Consider the following 25002-nt stretch of genomic DNA (forward strand, 5'->3'; position numbering starts at 1 on the left):
CCCCGGAGTCGCCGCCCGGGCCGGGCCGTCGCTGGATCGCGCTGTGCCGCTGGAGGAGCGGCTCAGGCCTTCTTGGTCTCCCAGAAGATCTTGTCGATCTGAGCGATGTGGTCCAGCGCCTTCTGCCCCGTCGCCGGGTCGGTGGACGCCTTGGCGGCCGAGAGGGCCTTCAGGGCGTCGTTGACCAGCTGGTGCAGCTCCGGGTACTTCTCGAAGTGCGGGGGCTTGAAGTAGTCGCTCCAGAGCACCGAGACGTGGTGCTTGGCGAGCTCCGCGCGCTGCTCCTTGATGACCGTGGCGCGGGCCTGGAAGTGCGGGTCGTCGTTCGCCTGCATCTTCTCCTGGGTGGCCTTGACCGACTCGGCCTCGATACGGGCCTGGGCGGGGTCGTAGACACCGCAGGGGAGGTCGCAGTGCGCGCTGACCTTCACCTTCGGGGCAAACAGGCGGGAGAGCATTGAGCTGTCCTTCCTCGTGATCGTCTTCTCAGGTGGGACATTACTCCGTGACAGACGGCTTTTCGCGGGTGCCCCCATGGGCTTACGACAAAAGTCCAGGGTGACCATGGGACTCGTGGAGGAAGGTCCACGAAGGTACGGGAGGTGTGCCGGATGACGGAGCGGGGCCCCGAGCAGGGGCGGGGGCCGAAGGTGGCGTTCGGGATCGCCGAGGTGACGGGGCCGTCGATGGTGCCCACCTTGCACCACGGCGACCAGCTGCTGGTGCACTACGGGGCGCCGCTGCGGGCCGGGGACGTGGCCGTGCTGCGGCATCCCCTCCAGCAGGACCTGCTGATCGTCAAGCGCCTGGTGGAGCGGCGCGACGGCGGCTGGTGGGTGCTGGGGGACAACCGGGCCGTCGAGGCCGTGGACAGCCGTGCCTTCGGCCCCGTCCCGCCGGACCTGGTGCTGGGACGGGTGCGGGCGCGGTACCGGGGGATACGGCCGGGGCGTCAGCGGTCGGCCGGGGTGGTGCTCTCCTGGCTGGTCTCGGCGGTGCGGCCGGTGCTCGCCGACCGCTCCGTCTCCAGGCGCTTGCGGGCCCGGTAGGCGGCGACGTTCGCGCGCGTGGCGCAGCGGTCCGAGCAGTAGCGCCGGGACCGGTTGGTGGAGGTGTCCAGGTACGCGTTGCGGCACGGCGCCGCCTGGCACAGCCCGAGCCGGTCGGCGCCGAACTCGGTCAGGTGGAAGGCCAGGCCCATGGCGGCGATCGCCGCGTACCCGGCGGTCGCGTTGGACGGGTGGTCGGCGAGGTGCATGTGCCAGCGCGGCCGGCCCTCGTCGTCGAGGAAGTCGTGGCCGGAGATCTGCGGGCTGACCGGGAACTCCAGCAGCAGTGAGTTGAGCAGGTCCACGGCCCGCGTCTGGTCGCCCGCGTCGGCCGCGGTGAAGACCGCCCGCAGCCGCGCCCGCACCGAGCGGAACCGGGTGACGTCCGCGTCGGTGGCGCGCCGCGCCATCTGCGAGGCCTCGCCGAACAGATCGCGGACCACCTCCACGGAGGTCAGGGAGTCCTTGTTGCGCGCCGGCTCCTCGGTGTTGACCAGACGTACGGCGTAGTCCGAGTAATAGGCCAGTTCCACTTGTAGTCCTTACGGCGACGATTTAGGCTCAGTAAGAGACGGGTCTGATACGAGGGTATTACGGAGGGCGGAGGTCGTGGTGACGGAGACGGCGGCGGGAACCGACTGGCAGGCCTGGCAGGACAGCTGGGACCGGCAGCAGGAGTGGTACATGCCCGACCGCGAGGAGCGGTTCCGGGTCATGCTCGACATGGTCGAGGCGCTCGTCGGCACCGCGCCGAGGGTCCTCGACCTCGCGTGCGGCACGGGCAGCATCACCAAGCGGCTGTTCGACCGGTTCCCGGACGCCGTGAGCACGGGCGTGGACCTCGACCCGGCCCTGCTCACCATCGCCGAGGGGTACTTCGCCGGGGACGAGCGGGTGACCTTCGTACGGGCCGACCTCACCGATCCGCGCTGGACCGCGGCCCTGCCGTACGACGCGTACGACGCCGTCCTCACCGCCACCGCCCTGCACTGGCTCCGCACCGAGCCCCTGGCCGCGCTGTACGGACAGCTCGGCGGGCTCGTCCGGGAGGGCGGCGTGTTCATGAACGCCGACCACATGCGCGACGCGACCACGCCCCGCATCAACGCCGCCGAGCGCGCCCACCGGCACGCCGCCATGGACCGCGCCAGGGAGGCCGGCGCGCTCGACTGGGCCGCCTGGTGGGAGCTGGCCGCCGAGGACCCGGTCCTGGCCGCGCCGACCGCCGAGCGCTTCGCCCTCTACGGGGAGCACGCCGAGGGCGACACGCCCTCCCTGGAATGGCACGCGCGCACCCTCCGGGAGGCCGGGTTCGCCGAGGCGCGGGCCGTGTGGTCCTCGCCGTCGGACGCGCTGGTGCTGGCGCTGAGGTAGCCGGGAGCACGGGAAGGGGCGGTACGGGAGGAGTCCCGTACCGCCCCTTCCCCCGTCCTTACAGCACCTTCGACAGGAACGCCTTCGTCCGGTCCTGCTGCGGGTTGGTCAGGACGTCCCGCGGGTGACCGGACTCGACCACCACACCGCCGTCCATGAAGACCAGCGAGTCGCCGACCTCACGGGCGAAGCCCATCTCGTGCGTGACGACGACCATCGTCATGCCCGACTCGGCCAGGTCCCGCATCACGTCCAGCACGTCGCCCACCAGCTCCGGGTCGAGCGCCGACGTCGGCTCGTCGAAGAGCATCAGCTTCGGCTCCATCGCCAGCGCCCGGGCGATGGCCACCCGCTGCTGCTGGCCGCCGGAGAGCTGGGAGGGGAAGTTGCCGGACTTGTCGCCCAGCCCCACCCGGTCCAGCAGCTTCAGCGCCCGCTCGCGGGCCACGGCCTTGGACTCGCCCTTGACCTGGACCGGAGCCTCCATGACGTTCTCGACGGCCGTCATGTGCGGGAACAGGTTGAAGCGCTGGAAGACCATGCCGATGTCCCGGCGCTTGAGCGCGACCTCGCTGTCCTTCAGCTCGTACAGCTTGTCGCCCTTCTGGCGGTAGCCGACCAGCTCTCCGTCGACGTACAGCCGGCCGGCGTTGACCTTCTCCAGGTGGTTGATGCACCGCAGGAAGGTCGACTTGCCGGACCCGGACGGGCCGATGAGGCAGAACACCTCACCGGGCGCCACCTCCAGGTCGATCCCCTTGAGGATGTGGGCCGCGCCGTAGGACTTGTGCACGCCCTCGGCCTTCACCATGGCGGTCATCGCGCCACCTCCGGGCGTCGCAGGGTGGACAGATTGGCCTTGACCTTCTGCCACGGGGTCTGGGGGAGGTCACGCAGCGAGCCGCGGGCGTAACGCCGCTCCAGGTAGTACTGGCCGACGCTGAAGATGCTGGTCAGCGTCAGGTACCAGAAGGAGGCCACGAACAGCATCTCCATCACCGCGTACGTACGGCCCGAGATGATCTGCGCGCTGCGCAGCAGGTCGGGGTACGAGACCACGGCCACCAGCGACGAGGTCTTCAGCAGGTTGATGAACTCGTTGCCGGTCGGCGGGATGATCACCCGCATGGCCTGCGGCAGCACCACGCGGCGCATGGTCTGCGCCTGGGTCATGCCGAGCGCGTGCGCGGCCTCCGTCTGGCCCTCGTCGACCGACTGGATACCGGCGCGGACGATCTCCGCCATGTAGGCGCCCTCGTTGAGGCCCAGGCCCAGCAGCGCCACGACCAGCGGGGTCATGACGTCCGACATCTCGTCCTTGTAGATGAACGGGATCTCGAAGTAGGGGAAGATCAGCGACAGGCTGTACCAGAGCAGTAGCTGGACGTAGACCGGGGTGCCCCGGAAGAACCAGATGAAGAGCCAGGAGACACTACCGGTGACCGGGTTCTTGGACATCCGCATCACGGCCAGGACGACGCCGAGCACCAGACCGATGACCATCGAGATGACGCTGATCATCAGGGTCCGGCCGGCGCCGGCCAGGATGTCGCCGTCGGTGATGTAGTCGCCGACGGTCGCCCAGCGGACGTTGCCGCCGGCGAAGGCGGACACCAGCCAGACCAGGACGGCCAGCACGAGCGTGCCGCTGACGTAGCGCCCGTAGTGACGGACGGGGATCGCCCGGATCGGCTCGGCGGCGTCGCCGTCCTCCTTGGCGATCCGGGGGGTGCCCCCGGACCCGCCCGCGTTCCCGGCGTCGCCGGTGGCGGGCTCCTTGGTGAGCGTCGCGGGACGCGCGTCCTCGGGGGCCGCGGCGGGGGTGGCCGCGGGCTCGTCGGCCGGGGAGTCCTTGACGGTCGCCACGGCGTCGGCCGCGGTGGCGGCGGTCGCGGTGGCCTCGGCCGCCTCGGTCGCCTTGGCGGCGGCCTCGGTGGCGTCGCCGGCCGGGGCCGTACCGGCCTCGGCCGCAGTCTCGGTCATGGTCTCGGTCGCCTCGGCGGCGGCCGGGGCGGTCTCCGGGGCGCCGGTGGCCCCGGCGGTCCCGGTGGCCTCGGCCGTCTTCACCGCGTCGGCCGCGGTGGCGGCGGTCGCGGTGGCCTCGGCCGCCTCGGTCGCCTTGGCGGCGGCCGTGGCGCGCTTGGCGGGGGCCTTCTTGGCCGGCGTCGTCTTGCGCGCGGTGGTGGTCTTCTTCGCGGCGGCCGCCTTACGGGGAGTGGCCGTCTTCTTGGCCGCCGTCTTCCTCGGGGTCGAGGTCTTCTTCGCGGCAGCGGCCTTCGCCGGGCCGCTGCCGGGCTCCTCCGACGGGGTGTCGGAGGATCCCGGGTTGAGCTTTTCAGTCACGATGACTGCCTTTCACAGAGCGCGGGGTGGATCACTTGCCGCCGTTGATGACGGCCTTGTCGATCGCACTCTGCGAAGCGCCCCACTTGTCCAGGATCTTCTGGTACGAACCGTCCGCGATGATCGCGTCCAGCGCTTCCTTGATCGCGTCACGGAGCTGGGTGTTGCCCTTGTCCACGGCGATGCCGAACGGACCCGCGTCGACCGGGTCGCCGGCGACCTCGAAGGCCTTGCCGGCGTCCGCGGTCTTCGCGACGTGGACGGCGACCGGGTAGTCGTTCAGGTCCGCGTCCGCGCCGCCCGCCTTCACGCGCACCTGCGCCTCGGCGTCCGTGTCCGGCGTCTCGATGGCGATCTTGGGCTTGCCGTCCTTCTCGCACTTCGCGGACTGCGCCTTGGCGGCGTCCGCGTACGTCGTGCCGAGCTGGACCGCGACCTTCTTGCCGCACAGGTCGTCGAGGGTCTTGATCCCCTTGGGGTTGCCCTTCTTGACCAGGATGGCCGTGCCGGACTGGAAGTAGTCGACGAAGTCGACGCCCTTGCCGGTCTTCTTGCCCTCGTCCAGGCCCTGCTGCCGGTCCTTGTTGTCCGTCATGCCGGACATCACGATGTCGACGCGGCCCGAGTACAGGGAGCCGACCAGACCGTCGAACTTGCCGTTCTCGAACGTGAAGGTCACACCCAGCTTCTTGCCGAGCGCCTCACCGATCTCCGGGTCGATGCCGACGACCTTGTTGCCCTCCATGGACTCCATGGGGGCGTAGGCGGCGTCCGTGCCGACCTTGATGACACCGGACTTCTTGTACTTCTCCGGCAGCTTCGCGAACAGCGGGGCCGAGCTGCCCTGGGAGACGGCGCCCGAGTCCTTCGCCTTGCCGGCTTCGGTCTGGTCGCCGCAGGCGGTCAGCAGCATGGAGCCGGCGACCGCGATCGCGGCGACCGCGGCTATCCGGGACGTCCGGAGCGACCCGGACTTCGCGGCGGTCGTACAGCGGGTGGTGCTTGCGGTCATGGTCGGGTTCCTCCGGCGGGTGAGGGAGTTGCCAAACGGTCGCGCACGCACCATCGGGTGCTTCGACCGCGTGTGATTACGGCATCTTGCCATTCGGACTAGCCCAAACAGGGGGGCCCGCATGTCAAAATCGGATAACGGGAGACCCCCGAACCCCAACAGGCCGGTACATCAAGGCCGGACCTTCTACGGGGTTGCCTTCTTCCGGCCGGAAAATCTCCGGTTGATCTCGTCATTCGGACGCGATAGCGGCCGCAAAGCGGGTTGCGTACGGACTTGTCCAGAAATTCAGCTATGAGTCATGTCACCGGATCCGGGCTGTGGTCCGTGTCGAGGCTCATATGAGATACCGACTCGTCGTCAGAGCGGTCCGTCCGGTAAGAAGGATCCTTACACCCCTCATCCGGGGCTCAGGGCGCGTGTGCGGCGCGCCCGACGCGTACGTACCTCCCCTGCCCGGGCGGGCCAACCACCTGGCGCAGGCACGGACGCGGTGCCCGCCCACCCCTCCTCAACCAGGAGTGGCCACCCTCGAACGAAATGACTTAAGGGGTCAACACAATGGCAGCGGAGATCGTCAATCCTCGCAGCGACAGCGACAACAGCACCGAAGGTGCCGCCGACGAGCCCTTCGATCCGGCGTTCGCGCTGCATCGCGGCGGCAAGATGGCCGTGCAGGCCACGGTGCCGATCCGCGACAAGGACGACCTGTCCCTCGCGTACACGCCCGGCGTCGCCAAGGTGTGCAGCGCCATCGCCGAGCAGCCCGAGCTCGTGCACGACTACACCTGGAAGTCCCAGGTCGTCGCCGTCGTGACGGACGGTACGGCCGTGCTCGGACTCGGTGACATCGGCCCGGAGGCCTCCCTCCCGGTCATGGAGGGGAAGGCGATCCTCTTCAAGCAGTTCGGCGGCGTGGACGCGGTGCCCATCGCGCTCGCCACGACCGACACGGACGAGATCGTCGAGACCGTCGTCCGCCTCGCCCCGTCCTTCGGCGGCGTGAACCTGGAGGACATCTCGGCGCCCCGGTGCTTCGAGATCGAGCGCAAGCTCCAGGAGCGGCTCGACATCCCGGTCTTCCACGACGACCAGCACGGCACCGCCGTGGTCACCCTGGCCGCCCTCCGGAACGCCGCGAAGCTGACCGGACGGGGCCTCGGCGACCTGCGCGCCGTGATCTCCGGCGCCGGCGCGGCCGGTGTGGCCATCGCCAAGTTCCTGCTGGAGGCCGGACTCGGCGACGTGGCGGTCGCCGACCGCAAGGGCATCGTCAGCCGGGACCGCGAGGACCTCACCCCGGTCAAGCGCGAGCTGGCCGAGCTCACCAACCGGGCCGGGCTCTCCGGCTCCCTGGAGAGCGCGCTGGCCGGCGCGGACGTCTTCATCGGCGTCTCCGGCGGTACGGTGCCGGAGCCGGCGGTCGCGTCGATGGCGCCGGGCGCCTTCGTCTTCGCGATGGCCAACCCGAACCCGGAGGTCCACCCCGACGTCGCGCACAAGTACGCGGCCGTCGTGGCCACCGGCCGGTCGGACTACCCGAACCAGATCAACAACGTGCTCGCGTTCCCCGGCATCTTCGCGGGCGCGCTCCAGGTCCGGGCCTCCCGGATCACCGAGGGCATGAAGATCGCCGCCGCCAACGCGCTGGCGGACGTCGTCGGTGACCAGCTTGCCGCCGACTACGTGATCCCGTCGCCGTTCGACGAGCGGGTCGCCCCCGCCGTCACGGCCGCCGTCGCCGCCGCCGCCCGTGCGGAGGGCGTCGCGCGCCGCTGACGCCCGGCGGGTGCTCGTACGGACGAGGGCCCCGCTCCGTCGCCCCCCGGGGAACGGAGCGGGGCCCTTCGGCGTCCGCCCGGCACCCGGGGTCACCCCCGGGACGCACCCGCGTCCGGGAAGGTGGGCGGGCGGCGGCCGGCCGCGCCCACCGGACGGACGGGGGACGGGACTGACGTCACACCGGCGCCCGGTACCGCCGCGCACCGCCCCGCCCTATGGTCAAGGTCATGTTCGCTGCCTATGCCGCCCGAATCGACCGCGACCAGCCCCTGAACGGCCTTGAGCTGGGCGAACGCCCCGCTCCCGAGGTACGCCCCGGCTGGACCACCGTTACCGTCAAGGCCGCTTCCCTCAACCACCACGACCTGTGGTCGCTGCGCGGGGTCGGGCTCGGCGAGGACAAGCTGCCGATGATCCTCGGCTGCGACGCCGCCGGCCTCGACGAGGACGGCAACGAGGTGGTCGTCCACTCCGTCATCGGCCAGACCGGCCACGGCGTCGGCCCGGACGAGCCCCGCTCCATCCTGACCGAGCGCTACCAGGGCACGTTCGCCGAGAAGGTCGCCGTCCCCGCCTGGAACGTCCTGCCCAAGCCCCGGGAGCTGTCCTTCGCGGAGGCCGCCTGCCTGCCGACGGCGTGGCTCACCGCGTACCGGATGCTCTTCACCAACGCCGGCGTACGCCCCGGTGACTCGGTCCTCGTGCAGGGCGCGGGCGGCGGCGTGGCCACCGCCGCGATCGTCCTGGGCAAGGCGGCCGGCCTGCGGGTCTTCGCCACCAGCCGCGACGAGGCCAAGCGCAAGAGGGCCGTCGAGCTGGGCGCGCTCGAGGCGTACGAGCCGGGCGCGCGGCTGCCGCGGCGGGTCGACGCGGTGATCGAGACCGTCGGCGCGGCCACCTGGTCGCACTCGGTCAAGTCGCTGCGGCCGGGCGGCACCCTGGTGATCTCCGGCGCCACCAGCGGCGACCGGCCCTCGCACGCCGAGCTGACCCGCATCTTCTTCCTGGAGCTCAAGGTCGTCGGCTCGACGATGGGCTCGAAGGACGAGCTGGAGGACCTGCTCTCCTTTTGCGCGGCGACGGGCGTACGGCCGGTCATCGACGAGGTGCTGCCGCTGGACCGGGCGCGGGAGGGCTTCGAGAAGATGGCGGCCGGCGACCTCTTCGGAAAGATTGTCCTTTCCACCTCTTGATGGGCCGTCAGTCGCGCTGATGGGATCTCCGGCACCGACACCGTGCCGGAGGTCCCCATGCGCGCCCTCGCCTTCGCCCTCGCACTCTCCGTCCTGCTGGTCCTCGCCCCGCCCGCCGGGGCGTCGGCCCCCTCCCCGCCCGCCGGGCGGGACGTCCCCCGCCTGACCGACGACCGCGGCCGCGTCCTGACGCTGCGCGGCTGGAACGTCGAGGACAAGATCCACCGCGGTGACGCCGCCCTGTCGGCCGTCACCGAGCGGCACTTCCGCGACATGCGGGCCCAGGGCTTCGACTTCGCACGGCTGCTGGTCTTCTGGGACGACCTGGAACCACGGCGGGGCCGGTACAGCGAGGCCTACCTGCGCAAGATCGAGCGGATCCTGGACTGGGCCGAGGCCCATGACGTACGGGTCCTCATCGACGCCCACCAGGACGTCTTCGGCCCGGCCTTCGGCCACCGGGGCATCCCCGCGTGGGCCACCCGCACCGACGGCCTGCCGTTCACCCCGCACCCGGACGACTGGTTCGCCGAGTACTTCGAACCGGCCGTGCAGCGCGCGTTCACACACCTCTACGAGGACGAGGACCTGCGGCGTGCCCAGGCCCGGATGTGGCGGGTCCTCGCCGGCCGCCTCGCACACCACCCCGCGGTGTTCGGCTACGACCTCGTCAACGAGCCGATGGGCGAGCTGCGCGAGGGCGAGGACCTGCCCACCGCCGCCCGCCGCATCGAGCGCGAGCACCTCACGCCGATGTACAACCGCCTCGCGGACGCGATCCGTGCCGTCGACGACGACCACTGGCTCTTCGTCGAACCGACGCCGATCGTGGGCGAGGGCGTCCCGACGGGCCTCGGCCGCGTCGAGGACCACAAGGTCGTCTACGCCCCGCACTTCTACAACACCGCCATGGAGGCGGGCGCCGACTACGACCCGGACGCCGGCTGGATCGAGGCGTACGAGGCGGCCGTCACGCGCTACCCGAAGGAGTACGGCGTCCCGGTGGTCGTGGGGGAGTGGGGCCCGCTGAACAACTCCCTGCCGGGGATGGGCCGCTTCTACCGCGACGCGCTGGCCTCCCTGAACCGCTACAGCTCGGGCTGGGCGGGCTACGTGTGGTGCTACGGCGGCGGGTACTGCGCGGTGGACGGCTCGGGCGCCTGGCGCGCCAACAAGGAGCAGACGGCCGCCCCGTACGCGGAGGCGGTGGCCGGCCGGGTGATCACCCAGAGCCCGTCCCGGCTGTCCTACGTCGCCGGGCGCGGCGGTGCCACGGTGCTGTCACTGCCCCCGTCCCGGGACGGCTGGCGCCTCACGGTCGAAGGCCGGGCCAGGCCGACCGCCACCACGGTCCCCCCGCACCGCTCGGCCCGCATCGACGTACGAGCGCTCCCGGGCGCGGCGGTCACGATCTCGATGGTCCCGGGAACTCGGGGCGGGGACGGGGGCTGAGCCGTCCCCGCACCGGCCGGGACGGCTCAGCCGCCGGGTCGGTCCCGGGTCGGTCCCGGGTCAGTCCCGGGGGGTCCTGAGGAGGGCGGTGATGTGGGCCGCGGCGGTGGAGAGGTGGTGGCGGGCCTCGGTGAGCTGGGCGTCGGTGACGCCGTGGTCGCGGGCCGCGTCGCGGACGTCGTCGCGGAAGCGGTCCAGCAGGCGCTCCAGGTCGCGGGCCGGGTCGGTGGACGGGGTGCCGCCGGCCGCGGCCCACTCCGGGGGCTGCGGGGCGGGGCCGGGCTTCGTGGGGGGCGTGCCGCCGAGCAGGTTGCCCAGCCGGCCGGCGAGGTCGGCCAGGCCGTCGCCGCGCAGCACGGTGTCCTGCACCTGCTGGGCGAGCCGCTGCATCTCCTGGCGGGCCCGGTCCTGGGCCTCCTTGGCCTGGCGCCGAGCGGCCTGCGCGTCCTCGCGGGCGCGCCGGGACTCGTCCTTGGCGCGCCGGGCCTGGTCCTTCCACTCCTGCTTGGCCCGGCGCCACGCCGCCCACTCGTCGCCCGGCGGCGGCGTGCTCCGGGACTCGCCCGCCGCCGCCCGCATCTCGCGGCGCAGCGTGCCCGCCGCCCCGCGCACGTCGTCGCGGATCTCGGCGGCCAGTTCGGAGACCGAGTCGCGGATCTCCCGCTCCAGGTCGGCCAGTTCGGCGCCGCGGCCGGCGAGCTCCTCGCGGCCGGCGTCGGTGATCGAGTACACCTTGCGGCCGCCCTCGGTGGCGTGCGTGACCAGGCCCTCGGCCTCCAGCTTGGCCAGCCGGGGGTAGACGGTGCCGGCGGAGGGCGCGTACAGGCCGTGGAAGCGCTCCTCCAGGAGCCGGATCACCTCGTAGCCGTGGCGCGGCGCCTCGTCGAGCAGCTTGAGCAGGTAGAGGCGGAGCCGGCCGTGGGCGAAGACGGGGGACATGTCAGAGCACCTTTCCGGTGGGGGCTTCCTCCGGCCGGCGCAGCAGCGCGATGGAGCCGGAGACCGTGGAGGCCTTCAGCGAGCCCCTGCCGTCGCCGAGCGTGCCGGTGATCTTCTTCGCGCCCCACTGGCCGGTGACGCGCAGGTCGTCGAAGGCGTTGGAGACGGCCCCGCCCACGGTGTTGGCCTCGACCTGGGCGTCCGCCGGGTGCGGCAGCCGGATGGCGACCTCGCCGGAGACGGTGGTGAGCCGGATGTCGGCGGGCTGCCCGGCGGGGTCGAGGTCGACGACCATGTCGCCGCTGACCGACTCGGCCCGCACGGAGGTGCCGGCCCCGTCGACGACCGTGAGGTCGCCCGACACGGACGTGAAACGGAGGTCCCCGGTGAGCGCCTGGGCCTCCACGCTCCCGGAGACGGTCTCCGCGCGCACCTCGCCGGAGAGGCCGACCAGGGTGGTGTCACCGGTGACGCCGCGGACGTCCGTACGCCCCCGGACACCGGAGACCACGGCCCCCGCGCCGATCACGCCGACCTCGACGCGCGCGCCCGCCGGAACGGCGAGGGAGACCACGGCGCTGCGGTGCCACCCCTTCGGGTCCAGCCACTTGAGGAACCCCTGCCAGGGCAGGTCCTCATAGGCGATGGTCAGGGTGGAGCCCTGCTGGGTGACGATCAGGGGCGGGCCCTCGATCGCGGAGACCTCCAGCCGGACCGGGCCCTCGTCCGTGCCCACGACGTTGACCGTGCCGTTGACCAGACGCACGTTCAGCGCGGTCACGGCTGTGTCGTCGAGGGTGAGTTTCGTCGGCGTGTCGACGGACCACTCCGGCATGGGGCCTCCCTGGGGCAGGACGCGAACGCAACATATCGCGTCTCGTGGAGAACACGATATATCGCGGTGCGGTGAAGTCAAGCGTGCCGAAACGGGGCAAATTGCCCTAGGTTGAGGGCCATGAACGCGACTTCCCCGGGTGCGCTGCTGCTCTGCCGGGCCGATACGGCATCCGTACGGGCCCCGGCCCCGCTCCTGCGCGAGCCTCTGCTCCTCGCCCCGGCCGGTCCCGGCTGGACCGTGCTCGTCCCCGAGGGCGGCCCCTGGCGGGACGGCACCGAACCGGTCGACCGGGTCGCCGCGGGGTGGGCCGGCGCGCTGGGCGTCGCGGGGACGTGGCCGGTGGTGGCCCTGTGGTGGGACGAGGACCGCGCGGGGTGCGTCCTCGCGACCGGCTTCCGCCGCCCCGTCGGCTACACCTGGCTCGCGGACGGCACCCCCGCGGGCGAGGACGAGGCCATGCACACCTTCGCCGCCCGCCTGGGGCTCGACCCCGTCCTGGACGTCCAGGACCTCGAACCCCTCACCCGGCCCGACCCGCACGCCGCCGCCCCGGCCCGGCTGCTGGGCCTCACGGCCGTCCTGACCCGGCACGGCCTGACCCTCCCGCCGGGGCTCACCCCCGGCGCACCGGCATCCCGCCTCTGGGCGGCCGCCGAGGCGCGGGGCGCCGAGCCGGTCGCTCCGGCCACCCGCCCCGGAGGCACCGCACCGGAAACCCCCCGCCCCGCGGAACCGGAAACCCCCCGCCCCGGGGACACCGCCCCGGAGAGCCGGCCCGGCCGCGCCGCGCCGGCGCACCGCGCCCTCGCGGCCCGGCCGCACGGCCCCCGCCACCGCGCCCGCGCGCTGGCCACGGCCCAGCTCGCGGCGGGTCTCCCGCTGCTCGCCTGGGCGCTCACCCGACGCAGCCCGGGCTGGGCGACGACGGCCGTCCTGCTGATCGCCCGGGGCACCCTGGGGCTCGCCCGCGAGCACCCCCCGTACGCCCCGGTCCCGGCAGGGAGCTGACCGCGGAGCCGACCGCGCGGAGCCGGCCCGGCGCGGGGACGGCCGCGCGGGCCCCCGGGCGGGAGCCGACTACTCGTCCTCGTCCTCGTCGTCCAGCCGCGCCAGCCAGGTGGCCAGCCGCTCGACGGGGACCTCGAAGTCGGGGTTGAGGTCGACGAACGTCCGCAGCTGCTCGGCGAGCCACTCGAAGGTGACCTCCTCCTCGCCGCGCCGCTTCTCCAGTTCCTCGATGCCACGGTCGGTGAAGTACAAGACGTGCTCCATAGAAAAGGTCAGGAAGGTTCCCCGCCAGGATATGCACCCGCACGCCGGAGGGCCCGGCCCGCATCGGTGATGCGGGCCGGGCCCTCCGGGTGAGGCCGGGGCGCCGGTCAGGCGTCGAAGACCTCGCTGACGAGCTGGGCCTGCTCGGCCTGGTGGCGCTTGGCCGAGCCGACCGCCGGGGACGAGCTGTGCGGCCGCGAGATGCGGCGCAGGCGCTCACCGTGCGGGATGTCGGCGCCGACCGCCAGGTCCAGGTGGTCGATCAGGTTGAGCGCGATGAACGGCCAGGCACCCTGGTTCGCCGGCTCCTCCTGGGCCCACAGGTACTTCTCGGCGTTCGGGTACTTGGAGATCTCGGCCTGGATCTCCGCACCCGGCAGCGGGTAGAGGCGCTCGAGGCGGATGATCGCCGTGTCCGTGACGCCGCGCTTGACCCGCTCGGCCTCCAGGTCGTAGTAGACCTTGCCGGAGCAGAACACGACCTTGCGGACCGCGTTCGCGTCGACCGAGTCGTCACCGATCACCGGGCGGAAGCCGCCGGTGGTGAACTCCTCCGCCTTCGACGCGGCGGCCTTCAGGCGCAGCATCGACTTCGGGGTGAAGACGACCAGCGGCTTGTGGTGCGGGTTGTGCACCTGCCACCGCAGGAGGTGGAAGTAGTTCGACGGCAGCGTCGGCATGGCGACCGTCATGTTGTCCTGCGCGCACATCTGGAGGAAGCGCTCCGGACGGGCCGAGGAGTGGTCCGGGCCCTGGCCCTCGTAGCCGTGCGGCAGCAGCAGCGTGACGCCGGAGGTCTGGCCCCACTTCTGCTCGGCCGAGGAGATGAACTCGTCGAGGACGGTCTGCGCGCCGTTGACGAAGTCACCGAACTGCGCCTCCCACATGACCAGCGACTCGGGCCGCGCCAGGGAGTAGCCGTACTCGAAGCCCATCGCCGCGTACTCGCTCAGCAGCGAGTCGTAGACGTTGTAGCGGGCCTGGTCGTCGGAGAGGTACTGGAGCGGGGTGTAGTCCTCGCCGGTCTCCTGGTCCACCAGCACCGCGTGGCGCTGGCCGAAGGTGCCGCGGCGGGTGTCCTGCCCGGCGAGCCGGACCGGGGTGCCCTCCATCAGCAGTGAACCGATGGCCAGGGTCTCGCCCATGCCCCAGTCGATCGTGCCGTCGTCGATGGAGGCGGCACGGCGCTGGAGCTGCGGCATCAGGCGCGGGTGCACCTTGACGTGGTCGGGGATGTTGACCTGCGACTCGGCGATCCGCTTCACGACCTCCTGGGAGACCGCGGTGGTGACGGCGACCGGGAACTCGGCCTGCACCTCGGGGCTGTGCGCCGGGCCGGGCTGCGAGGTGGCCTCGCGGACCTCGGCGAACACCTTCTCAAGCTGGCCCTGGAAGTCCTGGAGCGCCTGCTCCGCCTCTTCCAGCGTGATGTCGCCACGGCCGATCAGCGACTCGGTGTAGAGCTTGCGCACCGAGCGCTTCTTGTCGATCAGGCTGTACATCTGCGGGTTGGTGAACTGCGGGTTGTCGCCCTCGTTGTGACCGCGGCGGCGGTAGCAGATGAGGTCGATCACGACGTCCTTGTTGAACGTCTGGCGGAACTCGAAGGCCAGGCGCGCCACGCGGACCACGGCCTCCGGGTCGTCGCCGTTCACGTGGAAGATCGGCGCCTCGATCATGCGGGCCACGTCGGTCGCGTACATCGAGGAGCGCGACGACTCCGGGGCGGCGGTGAAGCCGACCTGGTTGTTGATCACGATGTGGACCGTGCCGCCGGTGCGGTAGCCGCGAAGCTGCGACATGTTCAGCGTCTCGGCGACCACGCCCTGGCCGGCGAAGGCCGCGTCACCGTGCAGGGCGACGGGCAGGACGGTGAAGTCCGTGCCGCCCTTGTTGATGACGTCCTGCTTGGCGCGGACGACACCCTCCAGGACGGGGTCCACGGCTTCCAGGTGCGACGGGTTGGCGACCAGGGAGACCTTGATCTGCTCGCCGTCGAGCCCGGTGAAGGTGCCCTCGGCGCCCAGGTGGTACTTCACGTCGCCGGAGCCGTGCATCGACTTCGGGTCGAGGTTGCCCTCGAACTCGCGGAAGATCTGCGCGTACGACTTGCCGACGATGTTCGCCAGCACGTTCAGGCGGCCGCGGTGGGCCATGCCGATGACGACCTCGTCCAGGCGCGACTCGGCGGCCGAGTCGATCACCGCGTCGAGCAGCGGGATGACGGACTCGCCGCCCTCCAGCGAGAACCGCTTCTGGCCGACGTACTTGGTCTGGAGGAACGTCTCGAACGCCTCGGCTGCGTTCAGCCGGCGCAGGATGCGAAGCTGCTCCTCGCGCTCCGGCTTGGAGTGCGGGCGCTCCACACGGTCCTGGATCCACTTGCGCTGCTTGGGGTCCTGGATGTGCATGAACTCGATGCCGGTGGTGCGGCAGTACGAGTCGCGCAGCACGCCGAGGATGTCGCGGAGCTTCATCATCGACTTGCCGCCGAAGCCGCCGACCGCGAACTCCCGCTCCAGGTCCCAGAGCGTCAGGCCGTGCTCGGTGATGTCCAGGTCGGGGTGCTTGCGCTGGCGGTACTCCAGCGGGTCGGTGTCGGCCATGACGTGGCCGCGGACCCGGTAGGAGTGGATGAGCTCGAAGACGCGCGCGGCCTTGGTGACGTCGTCGTCGTGCGACGCGTCGATGTCCTTGAGCCAGCGGACCGGCTCGTAGGGGATGCGCAGCGACTCGAAGATCTCGTCGTAGAAGCCGTTCTCACCGAGGAGGAGGCCCGCGACGATGCGGAGGAACTCGCCCGACGCGGCACCCTGGATGACCCGGTGGTCGTACGTCGAGGTGAGCGTCATCACCTTGGAGATGCCCAGCTTGTTCAGGGTGTCCTGCGAGGTGCCCTGGAACTCGGCCGGGTAGTCCATCGAGCCGACGCCCATGATGACCGACTGACCGGGCATCAGACGCGGCACGGAGTGGACGGTGCCGAGGCCGCCGGGGTTGGTCAGCGAGACGGTGACGCCGGTGAAGTCGTCCATCGTCAGCTTGTTGTTGCGGGCGCGGCGGACGATGTCCTCGTACGCCTGCCAGAACTCGAAGAAGCCGAGCGTCTCGGCCTTCTTGATGCCCGCGACGACGAGCTGGCGCTCGCCGTTCGGCTTCACCAGGTCGATCGCCAGACCGAAGTTGACGTGTTCCGGCTTGACCAGGACCGGCTTGCCGTCCTTCTCGCCGTACGAGTAGTTCATCGACGGCATGGCCTTGATGGCCTGCACCATCGCGTACCCGATCAGGTGCGTGAAGGAGATCTTCCCGCCGCGGGCGCGCTTGAGGTGGTTGTTGATGACGATGCGGTTGTCGAACAGCAGCTTCACCGGGACGGCGCGGACGGACGTGGCCGTCGGCAGCTCCAGCGAGGCGTTCATGTTCTTGGCGACCGCGGCGGCCGGGCCGCGCAGCGGCACGTACTCGGGGCCGGCGGGGGCCTCGGTGGCCGGCTGCGCCTTGGCGGCGGGCTTCGCGGCGGGCGCGGCGGCCGGCTTCGCGGCCGGGGCCTGCGCGGCGGGCTTCGCGGCCGGGGCCGGGGCGGGAGCCGGGGCCTGCGCGGCGGGCGCGGGCTGGGCGGCGGGAGCCTGGGCCTGGGCGGGGGCGGGAGCAGCGGCCTGTGCGGGTGCCGCTGCTGCCGGCTGCGCCGGAGCGGCCGGGGCCTGGGCGGTGCCCGCAGCCCCCGCGGCTACGGCACCCTCACCCGCGGGCTTGTCCGCCGAGCCGGACGAGGCGCCCGGCTTGTAGTCGGCGAAGAAGTCCCACCAGGCACGGTCGACCGAATTCGGGTCCTGGAGGTACTGCTGGTAGATCTCGTCGACGAGCCACTCATTGGCACCGAACGCGGCGGCAGGGTTCGAAGGACCCTGCCCGTCTTGGTCGGTCGAGATACTCGAGTTACTGGGGGACTGAGACGACACGGCGGCAACCGCCCTCTTCCGCTTCACAAGGTGATGGACAGCGGAAATAAAGGCTACGCCTCCCTGGCCGGGACGTGCAGGCCGGGCATGCCATCGTCGCGTAGATCACATCCGAGGGCGTGTTTCGGCGCTGTAAATGGCGGGAAACAAGCGTGGTTGCCCTGCGAATGGGTAGGGGACAGCGCGGCTACGGCCCCTGCCGGCGCGCACCCTCGGACACGTCCTGCCCATGTAGACGCAGAACGTGGCCTTCCGGTTCGAACCCTACGTCAACCCCGGGACTGCGGGATCCCTGGAAGAGTGACGTGAATACGGCATCCACGTGCGGATTCGGCCACTCCGATGCGGCCACCGTGCAGATCGACCGCCCAGCGGGCGATCGCCAGCCCCAGTCCCGTACCGCCGTCGCTGCCCGGGCCGTGCGGCGAGGCCACGCTGCCCCGGTTGAACCGCTCGAAGACCTTGTGCCGCTCGGACTCCGGGATGCCCGGCCCCTCGTCCACCACTTCCAGGTCCAGCGACTCCGGCTGCCGCCCGCGCCGGGCCCGCACCGTCACCCGGCCGTGCGGCGGCGAGTGCTTCACGGCGTTGTCGATCAGGTTGGCCACCACCTGGTGCAGCCGCTCGCTGTCCGCGTGCGCGGTCAGCTCCGGCGGCGACACGTCCAGGTGCAGGTGCACGTCCTTGCGGGTGTGGCTGCCCGACCCGGAGTCCAGCCCGCGCCGCGCGGCGGCCAGGTTGGCCTCCTTCAGCACCCCGGACAGATAGGGCCACACCTCGAAGCGCCGCGACCTGAGCGGTACGACACCGTTGTCCAGTCGTGACAGGTCCAGCAGCGTCTCCACCAGCCGGCCCAGCCGCTCGGTCTGCTTCAGCGCCGTGCGCATCGTCTCGGGGTCGGCGGCCGAGACCCCGTCCACCACGTTCTCCAGCACCGCGCGCAGTGCCGCGATCGGCGTGCGCAGCTCGTGCGAGACGTTGGCCACCAGCTCCTTGCGGTGCCGGTCCACCGCCTCCAGGTCGTCCGCCATGCGGTTGATCGTGGAGGCCAGGTCGCCCAGCTCGTCACGGCGGTCCGCGCCGCGCACCCGGCGGGTGTAGTCACCGTGCGAGATGGACTTCGCCACGGTGTTCATCTCGTCCAGCGGCGCGGTCAGGCCGTGCGCCACGAACTGGGTGATCAGCAGCGTGGCGATCACCGAGAAGACGGTGATGAAGCGCAGCTCGGTCTCCGTGCGCAGGGCCACCATCAGCAGGCCGGTCGTGATGAAGACCGAGACGACGACGAGGGTGCCCAGTTTGGTCTTGATCGAGATGGAGATCGAGACCGGGCGCAGCCGGGACCGGAGCCACCTCATGGCGCGGGCGTCTCCAGTGCGTACCCGACGCCGTGGACCGTACGGATCCGCTCGGCGCCGATCTTGCGGCGCAGCGCCTTGATGTGGCTGTCCACGGTCCGGGTGCCCGACGCGTCGGCCCAGTCCCACACCTCGGCGAGCAACTGCTCGCGCGAGAGCACCGCGCGGGGCGTGTTCGCCAGGCAGACCAGCAGGTCGAACTCGGTCGGGGTGAGGTGGACGTCCTCGCCCTTCACCCGCACCCGCCGCTGCGCGTGGTCGATCTCCAGTTCGCCGAGCCGCAGGATGCCGCTGCGCGGGGTGACGGCGGCCAGTGCCGCCCGCTCGACCCGCCGGAGCAGCACATGCACCCGGGCGGCCAGCTCCCGCATCGAGAACGGCTTGGTCATGTAGTCGTCGGCGCCGACCCCGAGGCCGACCAGCATGTCGGTCTCGTCGTCGCGGGCCGTCAGCATCAGCACCGGCACCGGCCGCTGGGCCTGGACCCGGCGGCAGACCTCCAGGCCGTCGAAGCCGGGCAGCATGATGTCCAGCACCATCAGGTCCGGCTGCCACGCCTCGGCCGCGTCCACGGCCGCGGGGCCGTCGGTGGCCGTCTGCACCAGGAACCCCTCGGCCCGCAAACGGGCGGAGATGGCCTCGACGATGGTGGTGTCGTCCTCGACGACCAGCACGCGGCGCTGTGTTCCCGGCGCGACCGCCGTGCCGGTACTGCTGGTGTGTGTCTGCTCCATCGCCCCGCCCCTGTCGCGTCCTGCGCGAGCGTGTAGATCCGTGTGTTCGGTCAGCAGCGTAAAGGCACCGGCCGCGTCCCGGCTACGCAGGGCGAACGGCGAGGTGGACCACGTCCGGTACGCCCCGGGCAACCGGGACCTCTTCGGTTCTTACCCCGCTGAACCCGGCATTCCGCAATGACTCTTCGAAATCGGTGGAGGGCTGGGCGGACCACACGGCGAGCACTCCGCCGGGGTTCAGCCGGGCCGCGCAGGCGGCCAGACCGGACGGCGAGTAGAGGCTGTCGTTGTCCTCGGTGACGGTCCAGCCGGGTCCGTTGTCGATGTCCAGGCACAGCGCGTCGAACGTGTCGGAGGAGCCGTGGACGTACGCGACGAGGTCGCCGTGGACCAGCACCGTGCGGGGGTCGGCGAGCGCCTCGCCGGAGACTCGGGCGAGCGGGCCCGAGCGGTGCCAGTCGATGACCGCCTCCTCCCGCTCGACCACCGCGATGCGCCCCCAGGCGGGTTCGGCGGCCGCGTGCGCGAGCGAGAACCCGACGCCCAGCCCGCCCACGAGCACGGCGGGATGCGGCCGGGTCCCGAGCGCCCGGAGGGCCGCGTCGACCAGCAGCCGCTCGGACCGGCCGTCGGAGGTGTCCATCAGGAAGATGCCGTTGGCGATGATCTCGAAGACCTCGCCGCGCCGGCGCAGCACCACCTCGCCGTACGGGCCCTCGCGGCGGTCGACCGTCACGGGTGCGGGCGGGTGGGCCGTACCGGCCGGGTCGGCGGGTGCGGCCGGGCCGGCCCGGTGGGCCGGGTCGGTGGTGGCGGACGGCGTCGGGGCCGGGGGCGTCGTCACGGAAGTCGTCGCAGCCATGATCCTCAGCGTAGCGACGGACGGGCCCGGCGCTGTGACCTATGTCATGGACGAGGCGCACATGATCGCGTTGGCTGGGGCAAGCATGATCCGGGGGTGTCGTGCGGGGGGTTCCGTAGCAACAGGGAAGGGCGGCCTCGCGGTGCACCAGCTCCGGACGCGCGCGACGGCGGACGGCGCCGGGCTGCTGGAGGGCATCCCCGGCCAGCGCCGGGCCGCCGGTGCGGCGACGGATGCCGCGGGTGCGGCGACCGGTGCCGCCGGTGCTTCCCCCGGGGGCTCCCGTCCGGAAGGCGCTTCCGGGTACGACGCCGCGTGTCCGACCGTCCGTACGGAGGGACCCTGGCGGAGGGCGGCGCGGCTCCTTCCCACGCCCACCGGTACGCCGTTCACCTTCGGCTACACGGTCGTCCTGGTCGCCACCTCGCTGTTCGCCCGGTACGGCGACCCCGCGACCGTCGCCGGGCTGCTGCACGCCTCCAGCACCGACGTCGCCCACCTGTCCCGGACGCCGCTGCTCGTGCTGGTCGCCAGCGCGCTGTGGGTGGCGGGTGGCCTGTTCTCGCCGTACGCCCTGGGGTTCGTCTTCGTACTGACGGCGCTGGAGCGCCGGATCGGGGCGTGGCGGGCGGCCGCCGTGTTCCTGGTGGGGCACGTGGTGGCGACCCTGGCGACGGAGATCCCGGTCGGGCTGTCCGTCCTGGCCGGACACCTGCCCCACACATCACTGCACCGGCTCGACTACGGGATCAGCTTCGGCCTGATGGCGTCCGTCGGGGCGCTGGCCGGGCTGCTGAGCCCGGTGGCGCGCGGCGTCGTGCTGGCCTGGGTGTCGGTGATGCTGTTCCAGGACCTGCTGGCCTTCGAGGACCCCCTCACCAACTGGGGGCACCCGCTGGCCCTGTTGATCGGTGTCGGCGGCTGGCCGCTGCTGCGCCGCGTGCGACGGCGCCCCGTGGCCTGAACCGGCCGGGCCGGTCGGGCTCACGGTCCCGGCCGGCTCCGCGATCCCGGCCGGCGGCCCCGTCCCCGGCCCGCCCCGTCACTGCCCGGGGCGGGGCGCCTTCACGCCGTGCAGGACCCGGTACTCCTCCGCCAGCCAGGTCCCCAGGTCCTCGATCAGCACCGCCAGCACCTCCGCATCCACGCCCGCCGGGCGGCGACCCACCGCCGCGGCCGTCCGCATCTGCCCCGCCCGTGCCGGGTAGTGGGTGCCGAACACCGCCGCCATCCCCTCCAGGTCGCTCGTCCAGTCGCCGTGCCGGGGCAGCACCAGCGTGAAGCCCGTGCGCACCAGGTGCCGGCCCACCCCGCGGGCCAGCCGCTCCCGTTCGGCCGCCGTCCCGGCCCCGGCCAGCCGCCGTCGCCAGCGCGGCAGCAGCAGCGCCAGGTCGCCGTTGGTCTCCCGGGCCAGCAGGGAGGTGGGCCGGTAGCCGGGCAGGTGCCCGGCCAGGTCCTCGCCCAGCAGCGGGGTGCACAGGCAGGCCACGAAGAACCCGAGGTCGTACCGCTCCCGCTCGCTGAGCAGGGTGGGCACGCCTAACAACAGCGCCGAGGCGCCGTCGATCTGCGCGAACCGGCCGTCCAGCTCGGCCTCCAGGTCCGCGACGGCGGCCCGGTCGGCCTCCGTGGGCTCCGCCCGCAGCGCGATGAGCAGGTCGAGGTCGGAGACGCCCGCGACGGCGGTGCCGCGCGGAACGCTGCCGTACAGGTACGCGCCGTGCAGCCGCTCGGGACCGAAGGCGGCCGCGATGCCCGCCCGCGCGGCGTCGACCACCGGGGCGAACACCTCCGGCACCCGGTCGAGGGAGCCCTCCCGGGCCAGGGTCCCGTCCTCGTTCAGCACCGGCCCGCCCCGCCGGCCGGACCGAGGGGCGACAGGACGTCCCGGAGCCGGTCGACCGAGGCGCGCCAGCCGCCGTCGGCGGAGCCCCACAGCTCCGGCAGCTCCGACGGCTCCCGCACCACCCGGTCCAGCGCCTCCACGGCCAGGGCCCGGAGGCCGGTGAGATCCGGGAGGGGTTCGTCGGGGCCGTAGTGCGGGTCGGCGGGGTCACCGCCCGGGCACTGCGCGGCGACCAGCGCGGCCGCGGCGACCGCCTCCTCGGCCACGGGCGCCTCCAGGTAGCCGGTCGTGCCGGCCACCACCAGCAGCCGGTCACGGACCAGGCGCGCCCGGTCCTCCTCGCCGGCGTCATCCAGGTCGCCGCAGAAGTCGGCGGCGGTGTCGTTGTCGAACGGGCCGGAATCCCAGGTCCCCATGCGTATCCCCCGGTCGTCGGTACGGTCCCGCGCATCATCGCAGTACCCCCGGGTGACGCCTGATCGCTCAGAGCGAACAGGTCCGGGGAACACCCCGCACGGCAGAAGCATTGAGTGTGTACAGCTCAACTTGACTGCCGAAGGGGAGATCATGGCTTCGACGTCCACACCGCTCACCCTGCCCGTGCTGCCGCTCGACGACGAGGTCGTGCTGCCCGGGATGGTGGTGCCGCTGGACCTGTCCGACACCGAGGTGCGTGCCGCGGTGGAGGCCGCCCAGGCGGCGGCCCGGTCCTCGGGGGGCCAGGGGGGCAAGCCCCGGGTCCTGCTGGTGCCACGCATCGACGGGACGTACGCGGCGACCGGCGTCCTCGGCACCGTGGAGCAGGTCGGACGGCTCTCCGACGGCGACCCCGGCGCCCTCATCCGCGGTCGCGGCCGGGTGCGGATCGGCGCCGGCACGACCGGCCCGGGCGCCGCCCTGTGGGTCGAGGGCACCACCGTCGAGGAGACGGTGCCCGAGCCGCTGCCGGGCCAGGTCGCCGACCTCGTCAAGGAGTACAAGGCGCTGGCCACCAGCTGGCTCAAGAAGCGCGGCGCCTGGCAGGTCGTGGACCGCGTCCAGCAGATCGACGGCGTCTCCGCCCTCGCCGACAACTCCGGCTACTCGCCGTTCCTGACCCTGGCCCAGAAGGTCGAGCTGCTGGAGACCGAGGACCCCGTCGCCCGCCTGAGGCTCGCCACCGAGCAGCTTCGCGAGCACCTCGCCGAACAGGACGTCGCCGAGTCCATCGCCAAGGACGTCCAGGAAGGCGTCGACAAGCAGCAGCGGGAGTTCCTGCTGCGTCGTCAGCTCGAAGCCGTACGCAAGGAGCTGCGCGAGCTCAACGGCGAGAAGGAGGGCGACGAGTCCGACGACTACCGGGCCCGCGTCGAGGACGCCGGGCTCCCGGAGAAGGTGCGCGAGGCCGCCCTCAAGGAGGTCGACAAGCTGGAGCGGTCCAGCGACCAGAACCCGGAGACCGCCTGGATCCGCACCTGGCTCGACACGGTCCTGGAGATGCCGTGGAACGAGCACACCGAGGACAGTTACGACATCGGGGGCGCCAAGGAGGTCCTGGACGCCGAGCACGCCGGTCTGGAGGACGTGAAGGAGCGCATCACCGAGTACCTCGCGGTGCGCAAGCGGCGGTCCGACCGCGGCCTGGGCGTCGTGGGCGGACGGCGGGGCGGCGCGGTGCTGGCGCTGGTCGGCCCGCCCGGCGTCGGCAAGACCTCGCTCGGCGAGTCGGTCGCGCACGCCATGGGCCGGAAGTTCGTACGGGTCGCCCTCGGCGGCGTACGCGACGAGGCGGAGATCCGCGGCCACCGGCGCACCTACGTGGGCGCCCTGCCCGGCCGGATCGTCCGCGCGATCAAGGAGGCCGGGTCCATGAACCCGGTAGTCCTGCTCGACGAGATCGACAAGGTCGGCTCCGACTTCCGGGGCGACCCGGCCGCCGCGCTGCTGGAGGTGCTGGACCCGGCGCAGAACCACACCTTCCGCGACCACTACCTGGAGGTCGAACTCGACCTGTCGGACGTGGTCTTCCTCGCCACGGCCAACGTGCTGGAGGCCATCCCCGAGGCGCTCCTCGACCGGATGGAGCTGGTCCGCCTCGACGGCTACACCGAGGACGAGAAGGTCGTCATCGCCCGGGACCACCTGCTGCCGCGCCAGTTGGAGCGGGCGGGCCTGGAGAGCGGCGAGGTGACGCTGGACGAGCCGGCGCTGCGCAGGCTCGCGGGCGAGTACACCCGCGAGGCCGGCGTCCGGAACCTGGAGCGGTCGATCGCCCGGCTGCTGCGGAAGGTCGCCGCCCGGCACGAACTGGGCGAACAGGAGCTGCCCTTCACCATCGGCGCGGACGACCTCCGGGGCCTGATCGGGCGGCCGCACCACGTGCCCGAGTCCGCCCAGGACCCGGCGGAGCGGCGCACCGCCGTCCCCGGTGTCGCCACCGGGCTCGCGGTCACCGGCGCGGGCGGCGACGTCCTGTTCGTCGAGGCGTCGCTGGCCGACCCGGAGACGGGCGCGGCGGGCCTGACGCTGACCGGCCAGCTCGGTGACGTGATGAAGGAGTCCGCCCAGATCGCGCTGAGCTTCCTCCGCTCGCACGGCGCCGAACTGGAACTGCCCGTCACGGGCCTCAAGGACCGGGGCGTGCACATCCACTTCCCGGCCGGCGCGGTGCCCAAGGACGGCCCGAGCGCGGGCATCACCATGACGACGGCGCTGGCGTCGCTGCTGTCCGGGCGGCTGGTCCGCACGGACGTGGCGATGACCGGCGAGGTCTCCCTGACCGGGCGGGTGCTGCCGATCGGCGGCGTCAAGCAGAAGCTGCTGGCGGCGCACCGGGCGGGCATCACCACCGTGATCATCCCCAAGCGGAACGAGGCCGACCTGGACGACGTCCCGGCCGAGATCCTCGACAAGCTGGAGGTCCACCCCGTCACCGACGTCCGCCAGGTCCTGGAGCTGGCGCTCGCCCCCGCCACCACGGAGGTCCCGGTGGCGGCCTGACCCGGCG

Annotated in this window: 22 protein-coding genes; 8 read left to right on the forward strand and 14 right to left on the reverse strand. The window is 72.2% G+C overall.

Annotation, left to right across the window (positions count from 1 at the left end):
* Positions 1-62: 62 nt before the first annotated feature.
* Entirely contained in the window at positions 63-458 is a 396-nt protein-coding gene (gene sodN / locus ACZ7LK_RS09080; RefSeq protein WP_392272116.1) for a superoxide dismutase, Ni, read from the reverse strand.
* A 153-nt stretch (positions 459-611) separates the two neighbouring features.
* Here sodN and sodX point away from each other — a divergent pair, with 153 nt between their 5' ends.
* Positions 612-1049 (forward strand): nickel-type superoxide dismutase maturation protease, encoded by a 438-nt coding sequence (gene sodX, locus ACZ7LK_RS09085; RefSeq protein WP_392272115.1) that lies wholly within the window; start codon positions 612-614, stop codon positions 1047-1049.
* Here sodX and ACZ7LK_RS09090 read toward each other — a convergent pair.
* A complete protein-coding gene (locus ACZ7LK_RS09090) occupies positions 953-1582 on the reverse strand; it encodes a CGNR zinc finger domain-containing protein (RefSeq protein WP_392272114.1) in 630 nt (209 codons plus the stop codon). The two genes, sodX and ACZ7LK_RS09090, sit on opposite strands and share 97 nt — an antisense overlap.
* Before the next feature lie 79 nt (positions 1583-1661).
* On the opposite strand from ACZ7LK_RS09090, the gene ACZ7LK_RS09095 reads away from it, so the two are divergent.
* Positions 1662-2423, forward strand: coding sequence for a class I SAM-dependent methyltransferase (locus tag ACZ7LK_RS09095; RefSeq protein ID WP_469464271.1), 762 nt, complete (start codon positions 1662-1664; stop codon positions 2421-2423).
* A gap of 58 nt (positions 2424-2481) precedes the next feature.
* On the opposite strand, the gene ACZ7LK_RS09100 is transcribed toward ACZ7LK_RS09095, so the two are convergent.
* The 3 genes from ACZ7LK_RS09100 to ACZ7LK_RS09110 form a co-directional block, all read right to left on the reverse strand.
* Positions 2482-3243 (reverse strand): amino acid ABC transporter ATP-binding protein, encoded by a 762-nt coding sequence (locus ACZ7LK_RS09100; RefSeq protein WP_392272113.1) that lies wholly within the window; start codon positions 3241-3243, stop codon positions 2482-2484.
* Positions 3240-4145, reverse strand: coding sequence for an amino acid ABC transporter permease (locus tag ACZ7LK_RS09105; RefSeq protein ID WP_469464270.1), 906 nt, complete (start codon positions 4143-4145; stop codon positions 3240-3242). Before ACZ7LK_RS09105 ends, ACZ7LK_RS09100 begins: the two co-directional genes overlap by 4 nt.
* Positions 4146-4797: 652 nt before the next feature.
* Positions 4798-5778 (reverse strand): ABC transporter substrate-binding protein, encoded by a 981-nt coding sequence (locus ACZ7LK_RS09110; RefSeq protein WP_392272112.1) that lies wholly within the window; start codon positions 5776-5778, stop codon positions 4798-4800.
* 561 nt (positions 5779-6339) lie between these two features.
* Here ACZ7LK_RS09110 and ACZ7LK_RS09115 point away from each other — a divergent pair.
* From ACZ7LK_RS09115 to ACZ7LK_RS09125, 3 genes are all read left to right on the forward strand, one after another.
* Positions 6340-7557, forward strand: a complete 1218-nt coding sequence (locus ACZ7LK_RS09115) for an NAD(P)-dependent malic enzyme (RefSeq protein WP_392272111.1) — start codon at positions 6340-6342, stop codon at positions 7555-7557.
* 230 nt (positions 7558-7787) lie between these two features.
* Entirely contained in the window at positions 7788-8753 is a 966-nt protein-coding gene (locus ACZ7LK_RS09120; protein ID WP_392272110.1) for a zinc-binding dehydrogenase, read from the forward strand.
* Between the two features lie 57 nt (positions 8754-8810).
* Positions 8811-10205, forward strand: coding sequence for a glycoside hydrolase family 5 protein (locus tag ACZ7LK_RS09125; RefSeq protein WP_471139238.1), 1395 nt, complete (start codon positions 8811-8813; stop codon positions 10203-10205).
* Between the two features lie 60 nt (positions 10206-10265).
* Here the strand turns inward: ACZ7LK_RS09125 and ACZ7LK_RS09130 are convergent, their stop codons facing one another.
* Positions 10266-11144: a PadR family transcriptional regulator gene (locus tag ACZ7LK_RS09130; protein ID WP_392272107.1), complete on the reverse strand. Its 879-nt coding sequence runs from the start codon at positions 11142-11144 to the stop codon at positions 10266-10268.
* Position 11145: 1 nt separating this feature from the next.
* The gene (locus tag ACZ7LK_RS09135; protein WP_392272106.1) at positions 11146-11979 is read right to left on the reverse strand and encodes a DUF4097 family beta strand repeat-containing protein; all 834 of its coding nucleotides are present in this window, start codon (positions 11977-11979) and stop codon (positions 11146-11148) included.
* 120 nt (positions 11980-12099) lie between these two features.
* Here ACZ7LK_RS09135 and ACZ7LK_RS09140 point away from each other — a divergent pair, with 120 nt between their 5' ends.
* Positions 12100-12990, forward strand: a complete 891-nt coding sequence (locus ACZ7LK_RS09140; protein WP_471139242.1) for a hypothetical protein — start codon at positions 12100-12102, stop codon at positions 12988-12990.
* Positions 12991-13059: 69 nt separating this feature from the next.
* On the opposite strand, the gene ACZ7LK_RS09145 is transcribed toward ACZ7LK_RS09140, so the two are convergent.
* The 5 genes from ACZ7LK_RS09145 to ACZ7LK_RS09165 form a co-directional block, all read right to left on the reverse strand.
* Entirely contained in the window at positions 13060-13242 is a 183-nt protein-coding gene (locus tag ACZ7LK_RS09145; protein WP_003961784.1) for a DUF6104 family protein, read from the reverse strand.
* A gap of 119 nt (positions 13243-13361) precedes the next feature.
* The gene (locus ACZ7LK_RS09150) at positions 13362-17216 is read right to left on the reverse strand and encodes a multifunctional oxoglutarate decarboxylase/oxoglutarate dehydrogenase thiamine pyrophosphate-binding subunit/dihydrolipoyllysine-residue succinyltransferase subunit (protein ID WP_471139245.1); all 3855 of its coding nucleotides are present in this window, start codon (positions 17214-17216) and stop codon (positions 13362-13364) included.
* Positions 17217-17485: 269 nt separating this feature from the next.
* Entirely contained in the window at positions 17486-18574 is a 1089-nt protein-coding gene (locus ACZ7LK_RS09155; RefSeq protein ID WP_392272103.1) for a HAMP domain-containing sensor histidine kinase, read from the reverse strand.
* Complete coding sequence (locus ACZ7LK_RS09160; protein ID WP_392272102.1) at positions 18571-19308, reverse strand: response regulator transcription factor; 738 nt, start codon at positions 19306-19308, stop codon at positions 18571-18573. The genes ACZ7LK_RS09155 and ACZ7LK_RS09160 overlap by 4 nt, the downstream gene beginning before the upstream one ends.
* A gap of 82 nt (positions 19309-19390) precedes the next feature.
* The gene (locus ACZ7LK_RS09165; RefSeq protein ID WP_469463142.1) at positions 19391-20170 is read right to left on the reverse strand and encodes a spermidine synthase family protein; all 780 of its coding nucleotides are present in this window, start codon (positions 20168-20170) and stop codon (positions 19391-19393) included.
* A gap of 142 nt (positions 20171-20312) precedes the next feature.
* Here ACZ7LK_RS09165 and ACZ7LK_RS09170 point away from each other — a divergent pair, with 142 nt between their 5' ends.
* A complete protein-coding gene (locus tag ACZ7LK_RS09170; RefSeq protein WP_469463140.1) occupies positions 20313-21134 on the forward strand; it encodes a rhomboid-like protein in 822 nt (273 codons plus the stop codon).
* Between the two features lie 78 nt (positions 21135-21212).
* Here ACZ7LK_RS09170 and ACZ7LK_RS09175 read toward each other — a convergent pair whose 3' ends face one another.
* Both ACZ7LK_RS09175 and ACZ7LK_RS09180 read right to left on the reverse strand, forming a co-directional pair.
* The gene (locus ACZ7LK_RS09175) at positions 21213-22016 is read right to left on the reverse strand and encodes a nucleotidyltransferase domain-containing protein (protein ID WP_469463139.1); all 804 of its coding nucleotides are present in this window, start codon (positions 22014-22016) and stop codon (positions 21213-21215) included.
* Positions 22010-22432 carry a DUF4259 domain-containing protein gene (locus ACZ7LK_RS09180; RefSeq protein ID WP_392272098.1) on the reverse strand — a complete coding sequence of 141 codons (423 nt, stop codon included), beginning with the start codon at positions 22430-22432 and terminating at the stop codon, positions 22010-22012. Before ACZ7LK_RS09180 ends, ACZ7LK_RS09175 begins: the two co-directional genes overlap by 7 nt.
* 151 nt (positions 22433-22583) lie before the next feature.
* On the opposite strand from ACZ7LK_RS09180, the gene lon reads away from it, so the two are divergent.
* Positions 22584-24995, forward strand: a complete 2412-nt coding sequence (gene lon / locus ACZ7LK_RS09185) for an endopeptidase La (protein ID WP_392272097.1) — start codon at positions 22584-22586, stop codon at positions 24993-24995.
* Positions 24996-25002: the final 7 nt, after the last annotated feature.

Source organism: Streptomyces sp. NPDC039423, assembly GCF_055598725.1.